Source organism: Vandammella animalimorsus, assembly GCF_002288875.1.
GTDB classification, from domain to species: domain Bacteria; phylum Pseudomonadota; class Gammaproteobacteria; order Burkholderiales; family Burkholderiaceae_C; genus Lampropedia; species Lampropedia animalimorsus.
Genome location: NZ_NTBH01000004.1, coordinates 86,297 through 103,915 on the forward strand (window position 1 = coordinate 86,297; position 17,619 = coordinate 103,915).

Annotated in this window: 12 protein-coding genes and 1 tRNA gene; 2 read left to right on the forward strand and 11 right to left on the reverse strand. The window is 61.8% G+C overall.

All coding sequences use genetic code 11. From position 1 onward, the window contains the following. Window positions 1-4: 4 nt before the first annotated feature. From CLI93_RS07375 to CLI93_RS07400, 6 genes are read right to left on the reverse strand one after another with little or no spacing between them, the layout of a single operon-like run. Window positions 5-1,705: a DUF262 domain-containing protein gene (locus CLI93_RS07375; RefSeq protein WP_095541485.1), complete on the reverse strand. Its 1,701-nt coding sequence runs from the start codon at window positions 1,703-1,705 to the stop codon at window positions 5-7. An 11-nt stretch (window positions 1,706-1,716) separates the two neighbouring features. Beyond that, window positions 1,717-4,614, reverse strand: a complete 2,898-nt coding sequence (locus tag CLI93_RS07380; protein WP_095541486.1) for a DUF1156 domain-containing protein — start codon at window positions 4,612-4,614, stop codon at window positions 1,717-1,719. A 14-nt stretch (window positions 4,615-4,628) separates the two neighbouring features. Beyond that, window positions 4,629-5,300: a DUF4145 domain-containing protein gene (locus CLI93_RS07385; RefSeq protein ID WP_238945716.1), complete on the reverse strand. Its 672-nt coding sequence runs from the start codon at window positions 5,298-5,300 to the stop codon at window positions 4,629-4,631. Beyond that, on the reverse strand, window positions 5,297-8,833 hold the full coding sequence (locus CLI93_RS07390; RefSeq protein ID WP_095541487.1) for a helicase-related protein: 3,537 nt from the start codon (window positions 8,831-8,833) through the stop codon (window positions 5,297-5,299). The genes CLI93_RS07385 and CLI93_RS07390 overlap by 4 nt, the downstream gene beginning before the upstream one ends. A gap of 37 nt (window positions 8,834-8,870) precedes the next feature. Then, a complete protein-coding gene (locus CLI93_RS07395) occupies window positions 8,871-9,134 on the reverse strand; it encodes a hypothetical protein (RefSeq protein WP_238945717.1) in 264 nt (87 codons plus the stop codon). Between the two features lie 5 nt (window positions 9,135-9,139). Then, window positions 9,140-10,036, reverse strand: a complete 897-nt coding sequence (locus CLI93_RS07400) for a WYL domain-containing protein (RefSeq protein ID WP_095541488.1) — start codon at window positions 10,034-10,036, stop codon at window positions 9,140-9,142. A 478-nt stretch (window positions 10,037-10,514) separates the two neighbouring features. Here CLI93_RS07400 and CLI93_RS07405 point away from each other — a divergent pair, with 478 nt between their 5' ends. Beyond that, window positions 10,515-11,132 (forward strand): hypothetical protein, encoded by a 618-nt coding sequence (locus CLI93_RS07405; RefSeq protein ID WP_095541489.1) that lies wholly within the window; start codon window positions 10,515-10,517, stop codon window positions 11,130-11,132. Window positions 11,133-11,590: 458 nt separating this feature from the next. Here CLI93_RS07405 and CLI93_RS07410 read toward each other — a convergent pair. From CLI93_RS07410 to cysS, 5 genes are all read right to left on the reverse strand, one after another. Next, a tRNA-Ser gene (locus CLI93_RS07410) sits at window positions 11,591-11,683 on the reverse strand. 61 nt (window positions 11,684-11,744) lie between these two features. Then, window positions 11,745-13,046 carry an aspartate kinase gene (locus CLI93_RS07415; protein WP_095541490.1) on the reverse strand — a complete coding sequence of 434 codons (1,302 nt, stop codon included), beginning with the start codon at window positions 13,044-13,046 and terminating at the stop codon, window positions 11,745-11,747. 82 nt (window positions 13,047-13,128) lie between these two features. Further along, window positions 13,129-14,136, reverse strand: coding sequence for a tRNA lysidine(34) synthetase TilS (gene tilS, locus CLI93_RS07420; protein ID WP_172424219.1), 1,008 nt, complete (start codon window positions 14,134-14,136; stop codon window positions 13,129-13,131). A gap of 93 nt (window positions 14,137-14,229) precedes the next feature. Further along, window positions 14,230-15,213 (reverse strand): acetyl-CoA carboxylase carboxyltransferase subunit alpha, encoded by a 984-nt coding sequence (locus CLI93_RS07425; RefSeq protein ID WP_095541492.1) that lies wholly within the window; start codon window positions 15,211-15,213, stop codon window positions 14,230-14,232. Window positions 15,214-15,332: 119 nt separating this feature from the next. Then, a complete protein-coding gene (gene cysS, locus CLI93_RS07430; protein WP_095541493.1) occupies window positions 15,333-16,715 on the reverse strand; it encodes a cysteine--tRNA ligase in 1,383 nt (460 codons plus the stop codon). Between the two features lie 178 nt (window positions 16,716-16,893). On the opposite strand from cysS, the gene CLI93_RS07435 reads away from it, so the two are divergent. After that, complete coding sequence (locus CLI93_RS07435; protein WP_172424211.1) at window positions 16,894-17,523, forward strand: tetratricopeptide repeat protein; 630 nt, start codon at window positions 16,894-16,896, stop codon at window positions 17,521-17,523. Window positions 17,524-17,619 lie beyond the last annotated feature (96 nt).

Here is a 17,619-nt window from a genome sequence, read left to right on the forward strand (position 1 = left end):
TCCTTCAGGCAAAATCGGAACGCCAGATATGTACGGCACGGCGTGCCAATGCCTTTTGTCGTGCATCCAATGCGGCAGGTGTCCAACTATCTTGGCCTTGCGCATGGATTTGCTGGGTGAGTTGATACTGGCTTTGGGCGTAACAAGGCAGTTTTTCTTGAAGTAGCTCATTGCCAACCTCACGATTCAGGCTGGGTTCCAGCAAGGTTAAATTGCCAATGCGATAAATAAAATCTTTCTGTCGCGCAGGCAGGAAGTAGTCATCCCAAGCAGCAGAGGGGTTTTCTGGAAGGATGTGTTCAATGCTGCTGGTATCCACTTCGAAATCACGTGCAATGCCAGATGCATCAGATTCCAGTTTGCACAAAATATATTTTGTCAGTTTTTTTCTTTGACCGCTTGTTTGTATTTGCTTGGATGAGAAATCTTTCTCAAACTTTTCATCCGAAACATAAATTGATTGAAGTTCTCCAAATACATCCGCGGGGCGCAGCGCGAGCTCATCCAATACAGCCTTGGCTGCATAGTGATATGTTGGCTCAAGCTCATTTGTATTTAAGCCGCCAATTGTTGTATATCTAAAAGAAATGACACTTACCAGTTTCAATGTTTTAACAAAGTTTGCAGCATCAAATTTTTCAAAAGCTGCAAACAATAAAGGTGTCATCTGCTTGACCCGGAACAACAGTAGCTCCCGTACATAAGGCTTGGCATCCGGTATTTCTTGCCAGTATTCATGCTCGCTGTCATTCAGTGCGGCGAACAATTCGGCGCGGCGCTCCAGTGCATCCAACAAATCAAAAACTGCCTGTGGTGATTGGACCTGATCACGCACATGCTTGAACAGACGTTGCTTGCGGATTTGTGGTAGTTCGCACAATAAGTGATAACGCAAAAAATCCGGAAAACGCTCTTGGCGCACAATATTCATCAGTTTTTGCCAGCGGCGCTGCAGTGCCTGCAGGTCATTTGCCACCCGAATTTTGGAGAATAAATAGTTTTTTAATAAGTCGGTGGATGATAACTCCAGTCCGCGCGCGTTCAGGGTTTCAAAAACCGTATAGGCGCCAATCTCATCTTCAACGCTAATTAGAATGAATAATAACTTGCGCGCAACCGTTTCTGACAGCAGCAAGGCCAGTTGTTCGCCCGTAAATTTCTTTTCTTCCAATTTTTTTCTGAACCACTGAAAACACTGCCACAACAATTGGTTGGAGCGCGAGAGTGCGCGCGGATTATTGGGTGCACGCAGTTGAACCAAATTGTCCTGATAAAAAGCATCGTTTTCCTGATTCAGAAACAGCTTGCTGCTTTCCTGCAATGAAGCCGGGTCTTTCTCTCCAATAAAGCGATGGCGCAAGCCTTGTGCCCGTTCCAGGTTTTGTCGGCGCTCTTCTTCACTGCTGCCCAGCGTTGGCAGCAAATCAATCACGGCCAGTGCCAGTAGGCTCAAAGTAGCAATACGCTGTTGCCCGTCGATGACCAGAAATTCACGGTCGGATGTGGCTTCTACCACCAGCGCCCCCATATAGTGCCGAGCGTCAGGGGACAGCGCCAACTGTTCAATATCGTTCCACAGGTCTTCCCATTGCTCCTCCTCCCACGAATAGTCACGCTGGTAGGGAGGCACACGGTATTTCTTGCCGTTGCCAATCAAATCCAGAAAAGTAACATCGGACGTTTTGAGCAAATTGCCAGCACTCATGTTTTAACTCCTTAAAAATCCCATTCTGCCTGGCTGCCCGCCACGCCTGCTTCGCTGGCGGCTTGTTCGATGGCGTTCCAGCTGGTGATGAGTTCGTTATAGGCGCGCGCTTCTTCGGCCCAGGCTTTGCGTTCGCACAGGGTATAGAGGCGGTAGGCCAGGGAGCGGATGGGGCCGGCTTTGGCGGCCATCTGCGCGAGTAGGCCGCCGGCGCCGGATTCGCCTTGTTGGTTCAGGGCGCGAATGAGTTGGTGCAGCGCTTCCCAGACGGGCAAGCGCGGGTCGTTTTCAGGTAGCCAGTCGGCGGGCATTTCCGCCCATTTCAACAGGCGCGCCTCGCCCTTGGCCGATGCCACCACACCGGCCTCGACCAATGCCGCCACTGCTGTGCCCTTGGCGCGCGCCAGCACATCGGCATCGCCGTATTTGCCGCTGGCCCAGCCGTGCTCGTCGAACCAGGCCAGACAAAACTGGGTATCGGCATCGAAATCGCCTTCGGCCAGAAAGCGGTTAATCAGTTGCAGCGCTTTTTTTACCCGCATCGGCGTGCCGTCGGCCTCCAGCACCGCGCTGTACTGGCTGAAAATCGCCATGCCCGGGCCGATAATGGCCTGCGACAAATCCACCGGCGCCACCGGCGAATTGACCCCGCCTCGGGTCATTTCCGCCAGCGCCTCCGGCAATGCGGCATTGAGCTCGCGCACAAATTCACGCCGCGATATGCTGGGCGCATCGGCTGCGCGCGGTCGGCACACCAGCACAATGCTGGAAGCCAGCGCATTGGTGCCACTGGCAATCATGCGAGAGGCATTTTCAGTGCGCATCGGCCAAGTCCCTACAACTGCCAAGCCAGCCTGAAATACTGCTTCCAGAAAGGTTTCCCAGCCGCTGCTGCTGGTGCCCGTCTCACCCTTGGTTTCCGACTGCTTGAAGGCGTAGTAAATGGTGACCGGAAAGGCCGGATGGGTGTGCAGCGCCAAGTTGTGCATGGCGGCGGTCATGCCCTCCAAAAAGAACTGCTCGGCCTGTTCCTTGCCGCCATGACGGTAAGGGGTAGCCACCAATTCCTCGGCCTTGGGCACGGCGACAGTGGCAAACAGCCGTGGATAAATCGACTTCAACGAGCGGCGCAGCCAGACATAGAAAAAGTCCGATAAATCGGCATAACCGATATTGTCGTAATAGGGCGGATCAGTAGAAATCAGCTTGTGTTGGCTAATGGTTTGAGTTTGAGCATCCGCCTGACTTACGTATCCTTTAAACCAATCAAACACATAATCAAATGATTTTGAAAATGCCTTGTAAATACCGTCTACAAAAATACTCCATGCTCCAGAGCTTGCTCCCAAAATATTACCCTCAGCAAAATCCCAGACCATAGGAATCGCTTGGCGACCAAAAAGCTGACGAGGACATTGCGCAACGGGTTCCCATCGACATAAGCTGTTACCTAAATCAGCCATCTTGTCCAAAGCAAACGCCAAATACACCGCCACGGCTTCGGCATAGGCGGTGGCGCCGTTGCCGCCGGCTTCCAGTCCACGGCCATCGTCGGCCATGCCGGCGGCCAGCGCATCGGCCTTGACCTGCGCTTGTGCTTCGCCCACCAAATCGGAAAAGGTGGACAGCGCCAGCAATTGGCGCGAGGTGAACAGGTCGCCATATTGGGTCAATCCGTAAAGAGGCGGTGAAAACCAGCGTGGATTTTCCGGCATTGCCACTTCTGGCTTCCATTCTGGTTGCGCTTGCCGGGCAATCGCTTCGTGCTCGGCGGTGGGCGCGAGATATACCCGGCCTCGTGCACCTTCGGCCACGATGGCCATCAGCCGTGCACCCATGCGGCCAGCGTTGGCCTCACTGTAAATGTGCACAGGCTCAATCGGCGAATCCGAAAGCACACAGCGGAAATTGGCGCCGCGTGCCAGTTTGGTGCCGTTTTTCACACCCTCCGGCGGCTGCCCGATACGCACTTCAAAGCGATAGCCATCGCCTTCCACCACCGGCTGAACATACGCCTCTTTACCGGCCTTGCTGGAAAGCACAAAGGTGGAGGCCAGCGGCACATCGACATGGCTGAAGGCGGGGTTGGGGCTACGCACGGTGCGCGCCCACAGCCAGGCGATGACGGTCAGCTTTTGCCCAATCAGCGGCTGCAAATCGGGGCGCTCGGCAGCCATTTCGGCGGTGATTTCCACTTGCGGGTAGAACTGGCCAATGCGTTTTTGCGCCTCGGCACGCATCCAGGCGCCATAGCGGCGCACGTCTTCGGCCAGCCCCTTGGCGCCGCGCCAGTCTTCGCTCAGCTTGGCTTGCTTGTCCTCGGCGAGCCGCGGGCCGACCGGGGCAAGACCGGCAAAGCGCGGCGGGATTTCAATCATCGCCTTGTTGATGGTCACGGCCACCGGGTTCAAATCGCTGGCGTGGCTTTCCAGCCCCAGGCGCTGCGCCTCCAGCGGCAGCGCGCCGCCCCCGGCAAAGGGGTCGTGAAAGGCGGGCAGTTTGTCGGGGTTGAACAGCTCGGCGGCCTGCGGGTGGTTTTTGTTGAGCGCGCAGGTTTCGCGCCAACTGCGCCAAATTTCGGCACGCGCCCGCGCCAGCACTTCTTCGTTATTGGTGTTTTCCCACTTGACCAAGTCTTCGATGATGGCAAACAACCGCTCGCGCTCGACTTGCGCCTTTTCCTTGTTGACGCCGTATTTGAAACCGCCGCCTTGTTGATAGCCGGGGTCATTGACCATTTGCGCAAAAATCACCGCCCGCGCCGCCGCCAAAGGCCGGCGCGCCCACCACAAATGCAGGGTACTGGGATGGCCGTGACGGATGGATTTCTCCCACGCCGCCGCCGCGTTGATGGCATCCAGCGGCAGCGCGACTTCGATGAGTTTTTTGGGGGTTTTGATTAGTTGCATGTTTGGCTGTTGTCTTACGCTGCACGAGGTGGGCGAGGCGGCGTGGATTTCTTAAGCTCCCTGGCCTGCTCGGCCAGAATTTCTGTATGGATAAGGCGCTCGACGGTGTCGATCACGACGTTGACGTCTTTCGCCGTTGGCTTATGGCCTCGATGCGCCGACGCATGACCAGCTTCGATGGCAGCTTCAATGATCTTGCGCTCCTGCTCGCTGATCAGGCACTTCTCGGCCAAGGCGCGGAGTCCTTGGCTGAAGTTCTGCTGATCGCCCGCGTTTCGCCGAATGACCGTATCAATCAGGGCTCTGGCCCCCATCATCGCCAAACGGCGGCTGTCAGCATGCAGCGCGGTATAGGTTTCCTCGAGGAGCGATAGGTACTCCGATGGCAAGTCGTAGTGACTTGCCCATGTGGGCTTGCGCCTAGACACACGCGGTGGGAAGTAGGTGGCAGGACCTGGGCCATCCATCGGGTCATCTTCGGAACACCAATTGGTCAGCTGTAGGCTGACTTCCTCGCAACCGCGACACTGGAGCACCTTCCACACCGACCCTACCTCGACGGAGTACTGGTCATCGTCATAGGTCCGACAGCGATTGGCCCGATGCACAACGTCGTGCTTGGTTTCCCTACCACACTCGTTGCAGTGCGACCAAAGGCATTCAGGTTTATCGCTCTTCTCGCTCATACCGTTGCTCTCGGTGGCACCGCGCGATCCAGGAGTTGATCGAGATCGAGGTTGATGCTGGTCACAGCCCAGTCGGGCTCTTGGGTGAAGGGCTGCCGCACATAGTACGGCCCCTCGTGCTGTTCGCCGTCTACCATCACGATGGCCAGGATGAACTTGTCGGCCTGGTTGAGACCGTACAGGATCTCATTGCGCGTGACGGTGATCGTCGTCTGACCCTTGGCGCGGCCTTTGACTTCGATGTGGCGCGAGGGCGGCAGCTTGCCGTCCAGCGCCTTGGGCAGACTGGTGACGTCCCAGCCGCACTTGTCGGCCGACACGTCGATGACATCGTGCCCCAGCGCGCGTTCGGCATCCATCACGGCGCGCATGGCGATTTGCTCGACCCGGGCCCGTGCGGCGGCGTCAGCCGTCCAGCCCGGCTGGCCCTTGCGCTGCAGCAGCAGGCCGACAGGGATGACGAGTGAGCCGCCAATGATCACCGGCGTGGCGGAGATGACGTGGCGCATGGCCAGCAGTTCCTTCTCGCGGGTCTCGCGGCGGGCGGTCAGGTCATCGATGGTGCGGCGGACGTTCTCCAGCGTCAGGCGCACGTCCTTTCCTGCAGCGATGTCGTCCTGCAGCTTGATGTAGCGGTCGGACCAGAAATTGATCTCCTTGACCAGACGCTCATGCACCGCAGCCAGCGTCTTGTCGACGGTCTTCTCGCGGCGGGCGCGCACCTCGTCGAAGTGCTCGGGCACCAGGTGCGTAGATGCGTGGGCCAGCGCTACCTGCTCCAGATCCTTGGCGATCCAGGGTGAGGCGAGCACGTCCTCAATCAGCGCCATGTCGGCAGGTGCCAGTGGCTCCAGGTCCAGGTGCGGCGCCCAGCCAGCGTTGATGGCGTTGCCTTTGGGGTCGATCTCGACGAACTGCATGCGGCGCGAGACGAGATGTACCGGGTCAGCGCCTTCCTTCACGGAGTGGTCGATGATGAACATGACCTTCGGCGTCAGTCCCATGTCGGCAGGGTCCACCAGCACGGCGCCCTGCTTGAGCTTGTTGCGGTGGGCCTCGAGCACCAGGTCGGTCACCGACTGCATCAGCGGGTGGCCGGGGTGCAGCAGGCTGGCCATTGGCGCGCCGACGCGATCCGTCAGGCGGACGAACTGCTTCTCGAAGCAGACGCGCTCGTAGCGGCGCAGCACAGGGTCTGCATTGCGGCGATCGCGGCCAGTGATCTGACGGTCGCGCTCGCGGATGATGGCTGGGACGTTGGTGATCTCGTAGCGCCCGGGTTCGCGCGGGCGCAGCTCGCCGCCCAGCTGTTGAAAGGCCTGGCTGAAGAACGAGCGGATGAAAAAGGGCTGCAGTTTGCGGGCTTCGGCCTTCTCCATCTCCTCCTTGACGGCGAACAGGCGCTTTTCATCCATCACCTCTTCGCACAGCGCGTTGCGCTTGATGATGTCTTCGAGATGGCGAGTGTCCAGCGCGCCTTCGACCTTGCGCAGCAGGCGGGCGCGGACCTCGGGGTCGGAGCCGTAGCGGATGGCCTCGATCAGCAGATCCTTGAGGCTGCGGTCTTCGAACACCTCGCCCAGGATGTCGAACACGCGGCCGCCCAGGGCCTCGCGCTCGATCTCCAGCTTCTCGAACAGGCGTTGGAAGACGTCGCCCTCGCGCGTCTCGGCGGCCACCATGTTCCACAGGTGGCAGACCTCGGTCTGGCCGATGCGGTGGATGCGGCCGAAGCGCTGCTCCAGCCGGTTCGGGTTCCACGGCAGGTCGTAGTTGACCATCAGGTTGGCGTTCTGCAGGTTCACGCCCTCGCCGGCCGCGTCGGTGGCGACGAGCACGCGCACTGAGGGGTCGTTGCGAAACAGCTCTTGCACCTTGCGACGCTCTTCGCGCTTGACGCCGCCGTGAATCATCACCACGGCTTCTTCGCTGCCGATCAGCCCGCGGATCTTGGTGGCCAGGTAGTTGAGCGTGTCGCGGTGTTCCGTGAAGAGGATCAGCTTGCGCTGGCGGCCCATCGAGTCGTGCATCTCGGGCGTGTCTTGCAACAGGCGTGACAGCTCGTCCCACTTGCGGTCCTGGCCGGAGTGGACGACTTGGCGGGCCTGCTTCTCCAGGGCTTCGAGGATGATGATCTCGGCCTCGAGCTCCTGGATGGTTTGGGCGGCCGTGGCCTGGTCGACGACGGCTTCTTCGAAGTTCTCGTAGTCGTCCGGCGACATGGCGTCGGCCGATTCCCAAATGTCATCGGGCACGCCGTTGGCGCCGGGACCAGCGAGTATCTCGGCCAGCGCCTTGCCGCGCTGGCCCAGCTTCTCTTCCTCGACCCGGCGCTTGAGCTTGTTGCTGCGGCGCTTGAGGGATTGGTAGATTGCCTCGGGGCTGGATGCGAGCCGGCGCTGCAGCGACGTCAATGCGAAGCCGACCGTGCCCTTGCGTCCGCCGTCGGCCAGCTGGTCGGCCTTGGCGAACTCGGTCTTCACGTAGTCGGTTACAGCGGCGTAGAGCGCGGCTTCGAGGTCGGACAGCCTGTAGTTGACGGTGTAGGCCCGGCGCTCGGGGAACAGCGGGGTGCCGTCGAACTTGAGCAGGTCCTCCTTGACCATGCGACGCATCAGATCGGTGACGTCAACCTTGTGCGCGCCATCGCGGAACTTGCCGTAGAAGCGGTCGGCATCCAGCAGCGACATGAAGAGCTGGAAGTCCTCTTCCTTGCCGTTGTGTGGCGTGGCCGTCATCAGCAGGAAGTGCCGCGTGATCGAGCCCAGCAGCTCACCGAGCTGGAAGCGCTTGGTCTTGTTGACCTTGTTGCCGAAGTAGTTGGCTGAGAGCTTGTGCGCTTCGTCGACGACCACCAGGTCCCAGTGCGACAGGCGCAGCTTCTCCTGCAGGTCTTCGGCGCGGGCCAGTTGGTCGACGCGGGAGACCAGCAAGTCGATGTCGTCGAAGGGGTTGCCGCTGCGGGACTGCTCGACTTGCTCACGCGAGAACAGCGAGAACGACAGGCCGAACTTCTCGAACATTTCGTCCTGCCACTGCTCAACCAGGCTGCCAGGCGCGACGATCAGCACGCGCTTGGCATCGGCGCGCATCAGCAACTCGCGGATGAACAGACCAGCCATGATGGTCTTGCCCGCACCGGGGTCGTCGGCCAGCACATAGCGCAGTGGCTGGCGCGGCAGCATCGACTCGTAGACCGCCGTGATCTGGTGCGGCAGGGGCTCCACGTTCGACGTGTGCACCGCCATCATCGGATCGAACAGGTGGGCCAGGTTGATGCGGTAGGCCTCGGCGGCGAGCTTGAACTCCTCGCCCGGCGCATCAAAGGCCCAGGGGCGTCCCGCCTCGGCCAGCGACAGCTGGGCCTCGTCGGTGCGGAACAGCATCCGCTCCAGTAGCTTGCCGTCGGCAGTCTTGTAGTAGACGGTCAGGGCGTTGTCACCGACCGGCTCGGTCGTGACGATGCGCACCACCTGCCCGGGCTCGAGCCCGGAGATGGCCGCGTTCTTCTGGATCTGTTCGAGTTTGAGCACAGTGCCACCCCTTGTTCTTCTCGTCGCTAATCCGCCTTCAGGGCTTGCGCCGGTTGTACGGCGACTGGTTGGTGGGCTTGAGAGAAACGCCGGTTTCACTCGCCTTGGAGCGGATCGATTCTTCAGTTCGCCCCATCTTGTGAGCAATCAGGCCAGTCGGCGTGTTTCCCTGAGCGAGCTGTTTGAGCTGCTGAACGTCGGCAGGCTTCCATTGCTTGCCGTGGTTGGCTGGGGGCTTGGCCATAGTGGGATCCTTTCGGTCGTAACGGTCGGAGAGATCACAGATGAGGGTAATCGGCATGGCGGTCACCACTCCTTGCTCGGTTCGCCATAGCCCGGGGCGAGCACCAGGTTCGTGACGCCGTACAGCGCCTGGCAATTGCGCAGCCACAGGTGATGCTCGCCACCTTTGAGGCTGTGGTCTTCGGTGCAATCGACGTTCCAGCGGCGCAGCAGGTACCCGGCCATTGCCGCGCGGGCTCGGACCATGAGCACGCCGCCTTCCATGCCGTACTCGGCCTCGATGGTGTCTGGGTGCTGCACGTTGGCCGGATGCGGCACGAGCTCGAGCTCGGTGATCCGATTCCATTGGATGTCCTGATCGGGCTTTTCGTGGTCGAGCACCTCGCCGGCGACGATGCGGGCGTCGTCGAGACGGCCCAGTACGAAGTCGCGGAACTCGCCGCTGCGTCGGTCGAAGGCGCGGGCATGCCACCGTTGGCCGCTGTCGGCCAGCGCGAACGGCACGATCTCGCGGGTTGTCAGCCCACTGGACAGCGTGCGGTAGGCAACCTCAACGGCCGCGCCTTGATGGATGGCGCGAGTGAGGACGGACAGGATCTCCAAGTCGATCTTGCCCGGCAGGCTGCTGCCTTCCTGCGCCACCGCGCTCTTCCAGCGGATCGGCTCGCCGTCGCCGTAGCCCTGAGACAGCCAGGTCAGGACACGCTCGACAGGAAAATCGAATAGAGGCCGGAACCAAGAGCAACGGACGTACACCTTGCCCTTGGCGTCGTACTCCATGTTGCGCGGCGCCATCTCCTTGTACTGGGCGATGTCCCGCGTGGCCGCAGCAGTCTGGATGCCAAAGCGCGTCACTAAGTCCCTCCGGCGAATCTCGCCAATGAACCGCAGGCGCAACTCGACGAACGCGAGCCGGTCGCGTTGCGCCTGGGTCATCTCCGGGAGTCGGTCACTGGACACAGTTGTACTGGCTCGGTTGCTTGACAGTTAGCATACAAGAATCCAAATGAACGTCAATGCAGATATAAAAGATCTGAAATTTCGCATCAAAAAGATGATGGCTTGATCACCATGCGAGAGTTGACTGACTGCTAAGCGCGATCATCGGGGTGCATGCGTCTGAGTGTGCGTGAGATTTGCTCGCGGCAGTTGTGGCACCACTCACGGCTGATGGCGCAGGGAATTGCATACCCCATCAAGACAGCCACGGTCCTGTTGCTCAAGCCCTGCCCGTGTAATGCGCGCCTCTGACTGCATTTGCTTGTATCGTGCTGCCTTCTGAGCAACTGGCCCGTTTTGGCATGTCGCACTTCGGGTTTGAGATTGCCCGCATATTGATTGGCGAACAAGCCGCACACCCGTGATGCCAGTGACAAAATCTTGTACGTTGACGCCATCGCCCTTTGCCCAGCCGGTCACATTCAACAAGGAGCGTGTCATGACTCAAGAAATCAACGATTTTTCCCGCCGTATTCTGGACAAGATCCTGGCAAGCGCCCAACAGCACGATGTCGCCATCATCGGCATCCTGGAAGACCAAACCGCCGAACCGCAGCGGCAAGCCCGCCTGCTGCGGGCGTTCTTGGAGCGCCGCCGCTACGGCGTGAAAGTGCTCACCCTTCACTTATCCTCACCGCAGACCCATTTTGTAGTGAGCAATATCGGCAAGCAGGATGACTTTCGCCTGACTTTGGCGCGGCTTGGCCGCCATTTTGGCGCCCGTTGGGTGCTCATCATTCCCGAGGGGGGCGAAGGCATCCACACCTTGCGGACCGATGAAAGGCGTTATGGCTGGGTCAAGCCCATCGAAAACGGCAGGATCATCCAATACTTTTGCCGCATCAACCAAAGCAGCCGTCCGCCGGACGTTGTCAGCTTGGCCGAAGTCATGCCGATCATGGACGGCATCGGCACCAGCATGGGCAAACTCGGGCTTGATGCCTCATTAAGAGGCTTGGAAAAAACCCTGGCCAAAATCGAAGCGCCGCCGGAAAAGCCAGCGCAATCGCCAAGCCGTCATCTTCAGGGTGAGCAGGCCTCGCTGCATGAGGCTTGATCGCATCATTGCCCGCGCTGCATGGCGCCCACATGCGCACCCTGGACGATCTGTGTGTAATCGGCGCCATGAAGCTGATCGGCCACTCATCGAGCAGATCGATTTCACGCTGCGCCGCCGCTTTCTGTGGCTACTGTGCCTGTTTGATGCCAAGGCGCTGATCGGTGCCGCCAAAATCCAGGTAGCGTTATCTGAAGTCGGGATTTGGAAAGGTTGCCCAAACTGCACTTGCGCAAGTTAGCGGCTGCAGCAGCAGCTTTGAACAAGCAAATCATCACGACCGGCTGCTTGGCACGCAGTACGAGATTGGGCAAACACCGAGCAGCTCGACGACTTGGTCGTATTCCTGCGCAATTTCCCCTCATCGCGAGCTACACAACTGGGCACAAATTTCGAATCCTGCAGCGCCAGAGATGCGCACAAAAAAAGCCAAGTGAGCAATCACTTGGCTTTGTATTTGGCGGAGACGGAGGGATTCGAACCCTCGATGCAGCTCATCACCGCATACTCCCTTAGCAGGGGAGCACCTTCGGCCTCTCGGTCACGTCTCCGCAAAGCATGCGATTATGCCTGATTTTTTCGCCCGCTTTGGCAAGTTGTGCAGTTTTCGTCTTACTTTTCGTCATTGCGCTTGGGCACTTCGATGCTGACCTCGCCGTCCAAGCCGAAGGCGGTGTGCAGGCTGCGCACGGCCAGCTCGACGTATTTCTCGTCGATGACCACCGAGGTCTTGATTTCCGATGTCGAGATCATCTGGATGTTGATGCCTTCCTGGCTGAGGGCGCGGAACATGGTGCTGGCCACGCCGGCGTGGCTTTTCATGCCGATGCCGACGATGCTGACCTTGCTGATTTGCTTGTTGCCGTCGAGGCTGGCGCCCTGATCCAGGTTGGGCAGCACTTTCTCGTTGAGCACCTTGACTGCGCGGTCGTAATCGGCGCGGCTGACGGTGAAGCTGAAGTCGGTCTTGCCGTCCTTGCTGAGGTTCTGGATGATGACATCGACCTCGATGCCGGCCTCAGCCACGGCCCCGAGGATGGCATAGGCAATGCCGGGCGTGTCGGGCACGCCCAGCACCGAGATCTTGGCTTCGTCGCGGGTGAAGGCAATGCCTGAAACGACTGCTTTTTCCATTTTTTCGTCCTCTTCGAAAGTGATCAGTGTGCCCGAGGCGGCTTCCTCTGCCAGGTCGATGTCCCAGGGGGTGAAGCTCGAGAGCACGCGCAGCGGCACGCGGTATTTGCCGGCGAATTCCACGGAGCGGATTTGCAGCACCTTGGAGCCCAGGCTGGCCAGTTCGAGCATTTCCTCGAAACTGATGGTCTTCAGGCGCTGGGCGTTGGGCACGACGCGCGGGTCGGTGGTGTAGACGCCATCGACGTCGGTGTAGATCAGGCATTCATCGGCCTTGATGGCGGCGGCAATGGCCACGGCGGAAGTGTCCGAGCCGCCCCGCCCCAGAGTGGTGATGTGGCCTTGCTCGTCCATGCCCTGAAAACCCGTGACGATGACCACACGGCCGGCATCGAGCTCCTTACGGATGCGCGTGCTTTCGATGGACTCGATGCGCGCCTTCATGTAGGCGCTGTTGGTGCGCACCGGCACTTGCCAGCCGGTGAAGCTGATGGCTGGCTGGCCTTCAGCCTGCAGGGCGATGGCCAGCAGCGCGGAGGATGCCTGCTCGCCCGTGGCGGCCAGCGCGTCGAGCTCGCGGCAGGTCTGCGCGCTGCGCTCGGCCGGTTCGAGCTCGGCGGCCAGGGCCAGCAGGCGGTTGGTCTCTCCGCTCATGGCGCTGGGAACCACCACCACCTGGTGGCCGGCCCTCACCCATTTGACGATGCGCTTGGCCACGTTGCGGATGCGCTCGGTGGTCCCCATCGAGGTGCCGCCGTATTTATGAACAATCAGTGCCATCTTCGTACATGAATGAAATGCGGTGCCGCAGCGCTGCTGCACCATGGCGCGCCACCCTGCAGCGGGCGCCGCGCAAAGCCGGCTATTCTATCCACAGCAGGTGCTCGCCCTGGCGCAGCACGCGGCCGCGCCCCAGCCGCAGGTCGATGGCATGGCCGCGCGTGGTGCAGGCCATGATCTGGCGCTGCAGCTCTTGCAGCTGCGCGGCGCTGGCCACGGTGGCGTGGCTGTGCCACAGCCAGTGGCGCAGCGCATTGGCCTGGCGCCCGGGGCTCAGTTGCTGCAGGGCGCCGATGGCCGGCGGCGCGCCCATGTGCCACAGGTCTTGTTCGGCCAGCTCCTGCAGGATTTGCTGGGCCTGCGCCGCGTGGGCGCTGCTGCGCGCAAAGGTCTGGCGAAAGCCCGGGAAGGCCAGCTCCAGCACGGGCAGCAGTTGCTGGCGGATGCGGTTGCGGGTGTAGCGCACATCGGTGTTGCTGGGATCCTCGACCCAGCCCTGCCCCTGAGCCTGCAGCCATTGGCGCAGCTGCGCGCCAGGCACGGCCAGCAGCGGCCGGTGCCAGTGCAGGCCCTGGCGCTGCCAGCTGGCGGGCATGGCCGCCAGGCCGGGCAGGCCGGCACCACGGCTCAGGGCCAGCAGCAGGGTTTCGACCTGGTCGTCGGCGTGGTGCGCCAGTGCGATGTCCGGCTGTTGGGGCCAGCCTTGCTGCAGGCGCAGCGCCGCCGCACCACGCGCCAATGCGGCATAGCGCGCTTGGCGCGCGGCGTCTTCGGGGCTTTGGCCGCTGCCAGGGCGTGCGTCGCAATGCTCGATCTGCAAGGCGATGCCGTGCTGCGCGCAGAAATCGCGGCAGAAGCCGGCAAAGTCGTCAGCGGCCTGTTGCAGGCCGTGGTGCACGTGGATGGCCGCCACTTGCTGGGGCCAGCGCCGCCAGCAGGCCAGCAGCAATGCGGTGGAATCAGCGCCGCCGCTGAAGGCCACAGCCAGCGGCAGCCTGGGGGCAAAGCGCGCCAGAGCCTGCTCTAATGCCGCCTGTGTGGCTTGTGTAGTCACAAACGCTGCTGCGCCGCCGCCATCGGCCCGCTGCATGGGCATGGCATCAAGCGCCGGGCCTGCCCCGCCCGGCAATGGCTTGGCACTGCGCCCCATCCAACTCCTCACCGAAGCCCCCGTGCCGGGGCGTTAGCGCCGGGTTGGGGCAGCTGTTTCGTTGAACTTGCCGTAGTGCATGATGCGCTGGTAGCGGCGCTCCAGCAGTTCCTTGAGCGGCAACTCACGCAGCGTGCCCAAAGCTGCCAACAGCTCGCGCTTGAGCTGATAGGCCATGTGCTTGTGATCGCGGTGCGCGCCGCCGGCCGGCTCGTCGACTACGGTGTCGATCAGCCCCAGGCCCTGCAGGCGCGACGCGGTGATGCCCAGCGCCTGCGCGGCTTCTTCGGCTTTCTCGCCGGTTTTCCACAGAATGGAGGCGCAACCCTCGGGGCTGATGACCGAGTAGACCGAGTACTGCAGCATGATGACGCGATCGGCCACGCTGATGGCCAGCGCGCCGCCAGAGCCACCCTCGCCAATGATGGTGCTGATGATGGGCGTTTGCAGCTGGGCCATCTCGAAGATGTTGCGGCCGATGGCCTCGGACTGGTTGCGCTCCTCGGCGTCAATGCCAGGGTAGGCGCCAGGGGTGTCAACGAAGGTGAAGACGGGCAGGCGGAATTTCTCGGCCAGCTGCATCAGCCGCAACGCCTTGCGGTAGCCCTCGGGCTTGGTCATGCCGAAGTTGCGGCGCGCGCGCTCCTTGGTGTCGCGGCCCTTTTGGTGGCCCAGCACCACGCAGGGCTGCTCATCCAGGCGCGCCAGACCGCCGACGATGGAGGCATCCTCTGCAAAGTGGCGGTCGCCGTGCAGCTCGGTGAAGTCGGTGAAGATCTCGCGCACGTAGTCCAGCGTGTAGGGCCGGTCGGGGTGGCGCGCGACCTTGGTGGTCTGCCAGGGCGAGAGGTTCTTGAAGATGTCGCGCGTGAGCTGCTGGCTCTTGCGGGTCAGCTGCTCGATTTCGCTGCTGAGGTTGACCGATTCATTGCCTTCGTGCAGTAGGCGCAGCTCGTCGATGCGCTGCTCCAGATCGGCAATGGGTTGTTCGAAGTCGAGGTAGTTCTTCTTGGCCATGGTCGAGAAAAGGCGAGTGCGGGCAATGCCAGCCGTAGGGCAACAGCCCGGCCAGGCAAGGCCGGCGCGCAGCGCTGTGGCGCGCACCGGCAAAGGCGTTCAATTGTAGGGCGCACGCATCACGGCGCGGCTTTTTCCCAGGTCGTGCCTTGGGCCGAGTCTTTGAGCACGATGCCCTGGGCCAGCAGCTGATCGCGCAGCGCGTCGGCGCGGGCAAAATCGCGCGCAGCCTTGGCAGCGGCGCGCTCGGCGATCAAGGCCTCGATGGCGGCCGCGTCCACGTCATCGACGCCGCCTTGCAGAAACTGCTGTGGCGGCCGCTGCAAAATGCCCAGCACGCCGCCCAGGGCCTGCAGCAGACCGGCCAGCTGCGCATCCTGGCTGCGATTGACTTCGCCGGCCAGCTCGAACAACACGGCCACCGCCTCGGGCGTGCCAAAGTCCTCGTCCATCGCCGCCTTGAAACGTGCAGCCAGCGGCTGCGCCCAGTCGATTTCCACCGCTGCTGGCGGCACGGCATCCAGCGCGGTGTACAGGCGCTTGAGCGCGGCGCGCGCGTCCTTCAGGTGTGCGTCGCTGTAGTTCAGCGGGCTGCGGTAGTGGCTGCGCAGGATGAAGAAGCGGATGGTTTCGGCGTCGAAGGCCTTGAGCACGTCGCGGATGGTGAAGAAGTTGCCCAGACTTTTGGACATTTTCTCGTTGTCCACATTGATGAAGCCGTTGTGCATCCAGACGTTGGCCAGCGGCTTGCCGTGTGCGCCTTCGCTTTGCGCGATCTCGTTCTCGTGGTGGGGGAAGGCCAGGTCAGCCCCGCCGCCGTGAATGTCGAAATGCTCGCCCAGCAGCGCGCAGCCCATGGCCGAGCATTCGATGTGCCAGCCAGGGCGGCCCGGGCCGAAGGGGCTGTCCCACTTGGCCTGCTCGGGTTCCTCGGGCTTGGCGCTTTTCCAGAGCACGAAGTCCAGCGGGTCTTGCTTGCCATCGAGCACGGCCACGCGCTCGCCCGCGCGCAACTCCTCAATCGATTTGCCCGAGAGCTTGCCGTAGCCGGGGAATTTGCGCACGGAGTAGTTCACATCGCCACTGCCGCTGCGGTAGGCCAGGCCCTTGGCCTCCAGCGTGCCGATGAGCGAGAGCATTTGTGGCACGTAGTCGGTGGCGCGCGGCTCGTGCGTGGGGCGCTCGATGCCCAGGGCATCGGCATCCTCATTGAGCGCGGCGATCATGCGGTCGGTCAGGCTGCGGATGGTTTCGCCGTTTTCGGCGGCGCGGCGGATGATTTTGTCGTCGATGTCGGTGATGTTGCGCACATAGGTGACGCGATAACCGCTGGCCTTGAGCCAGCGCTGCACCACGTCAAACGCCACCATGGAGCGCGCATGGCCCAGGTGGCTGTAGTCGTACACCGTCATGCCGCAAACGTACATGCGCACATGGCCGGGCTCCAGCGGCGTGAAGTCGCCCACGGCGCGCGTGAGCGTGTTGTAAATGCGAAGACCCATGGCAGAAACCATCCTGTCGAACCAGGGCACCTGGCGCGCCGCAACCGGCCCGGCAGGCACTGCCCTCGTCAATGGCAAAAGGCGCGATTATCCGGGGTTTTGCCGCAGGCCCCATGGGCTGGGGCGGCGCTGCGGCATCGGCGTGCCAGCGTGGCTGGTGTCTCTATACTACGCGCCCATGTTTTCATTTCGGACGATTGCCTCGCCCCTCCAGCCCGCCGCGCGTCTGCGCCGGCTCCGTGTGCTGCCCACCATGCCCTGGCTGCAGGCCAGTGCCGCCTTGCTGGCCGCTGCGCTGCTGGCAGGCCAGGCACTGGCCCAGACGGTCGAGCACACGGAGATCGCCCGCCTGCTGCAAGGCGGCCAAGCCGCACAGGCGCTGAGCTTGGCCCAGCGCGCCATCGAAGCCGCGCCGCGCGACCCTCAATTGCAATTCCTTAAAGCCAATGCCGAGCTGGCCCTGGGGCAGACCCAGGCCGCAGATGCCAGCCTCACGCAGCTGACCCAAACCTACCCAGAGCTGCCCGAGCCCTGGAACAACCTGGCCGTGATCCGCGCCGGGCAAGGTCGGCTCGACGAGGCCCAGCGCCTGCTGCAAGAGGCCCTGCGCAACAACCCCGACTACGCCCAGGCCCACGCCAACCTGGCCGATGTGCTGGTGCAGCAGGCTGTGCAGCACCTGCACAGCGCCCAGCAGCTGGCCCCGCAGGCCAGCACTGCACAGCGGCTGCAGGCCTTGCAACAGGCCTTGCAAGCCACCACTGGCAGCAGCGCGCCGCCGCCCGCTGCCGCCCCGGCCAAGCCATGAGGCACCCCACCGGGGAACTTTGCCGATAGGGCCTGTTCACACTATGCCCTATGGCCAGCGCCACGCGGCCCGCACTGCACTGCCGGCCCTGCCGCC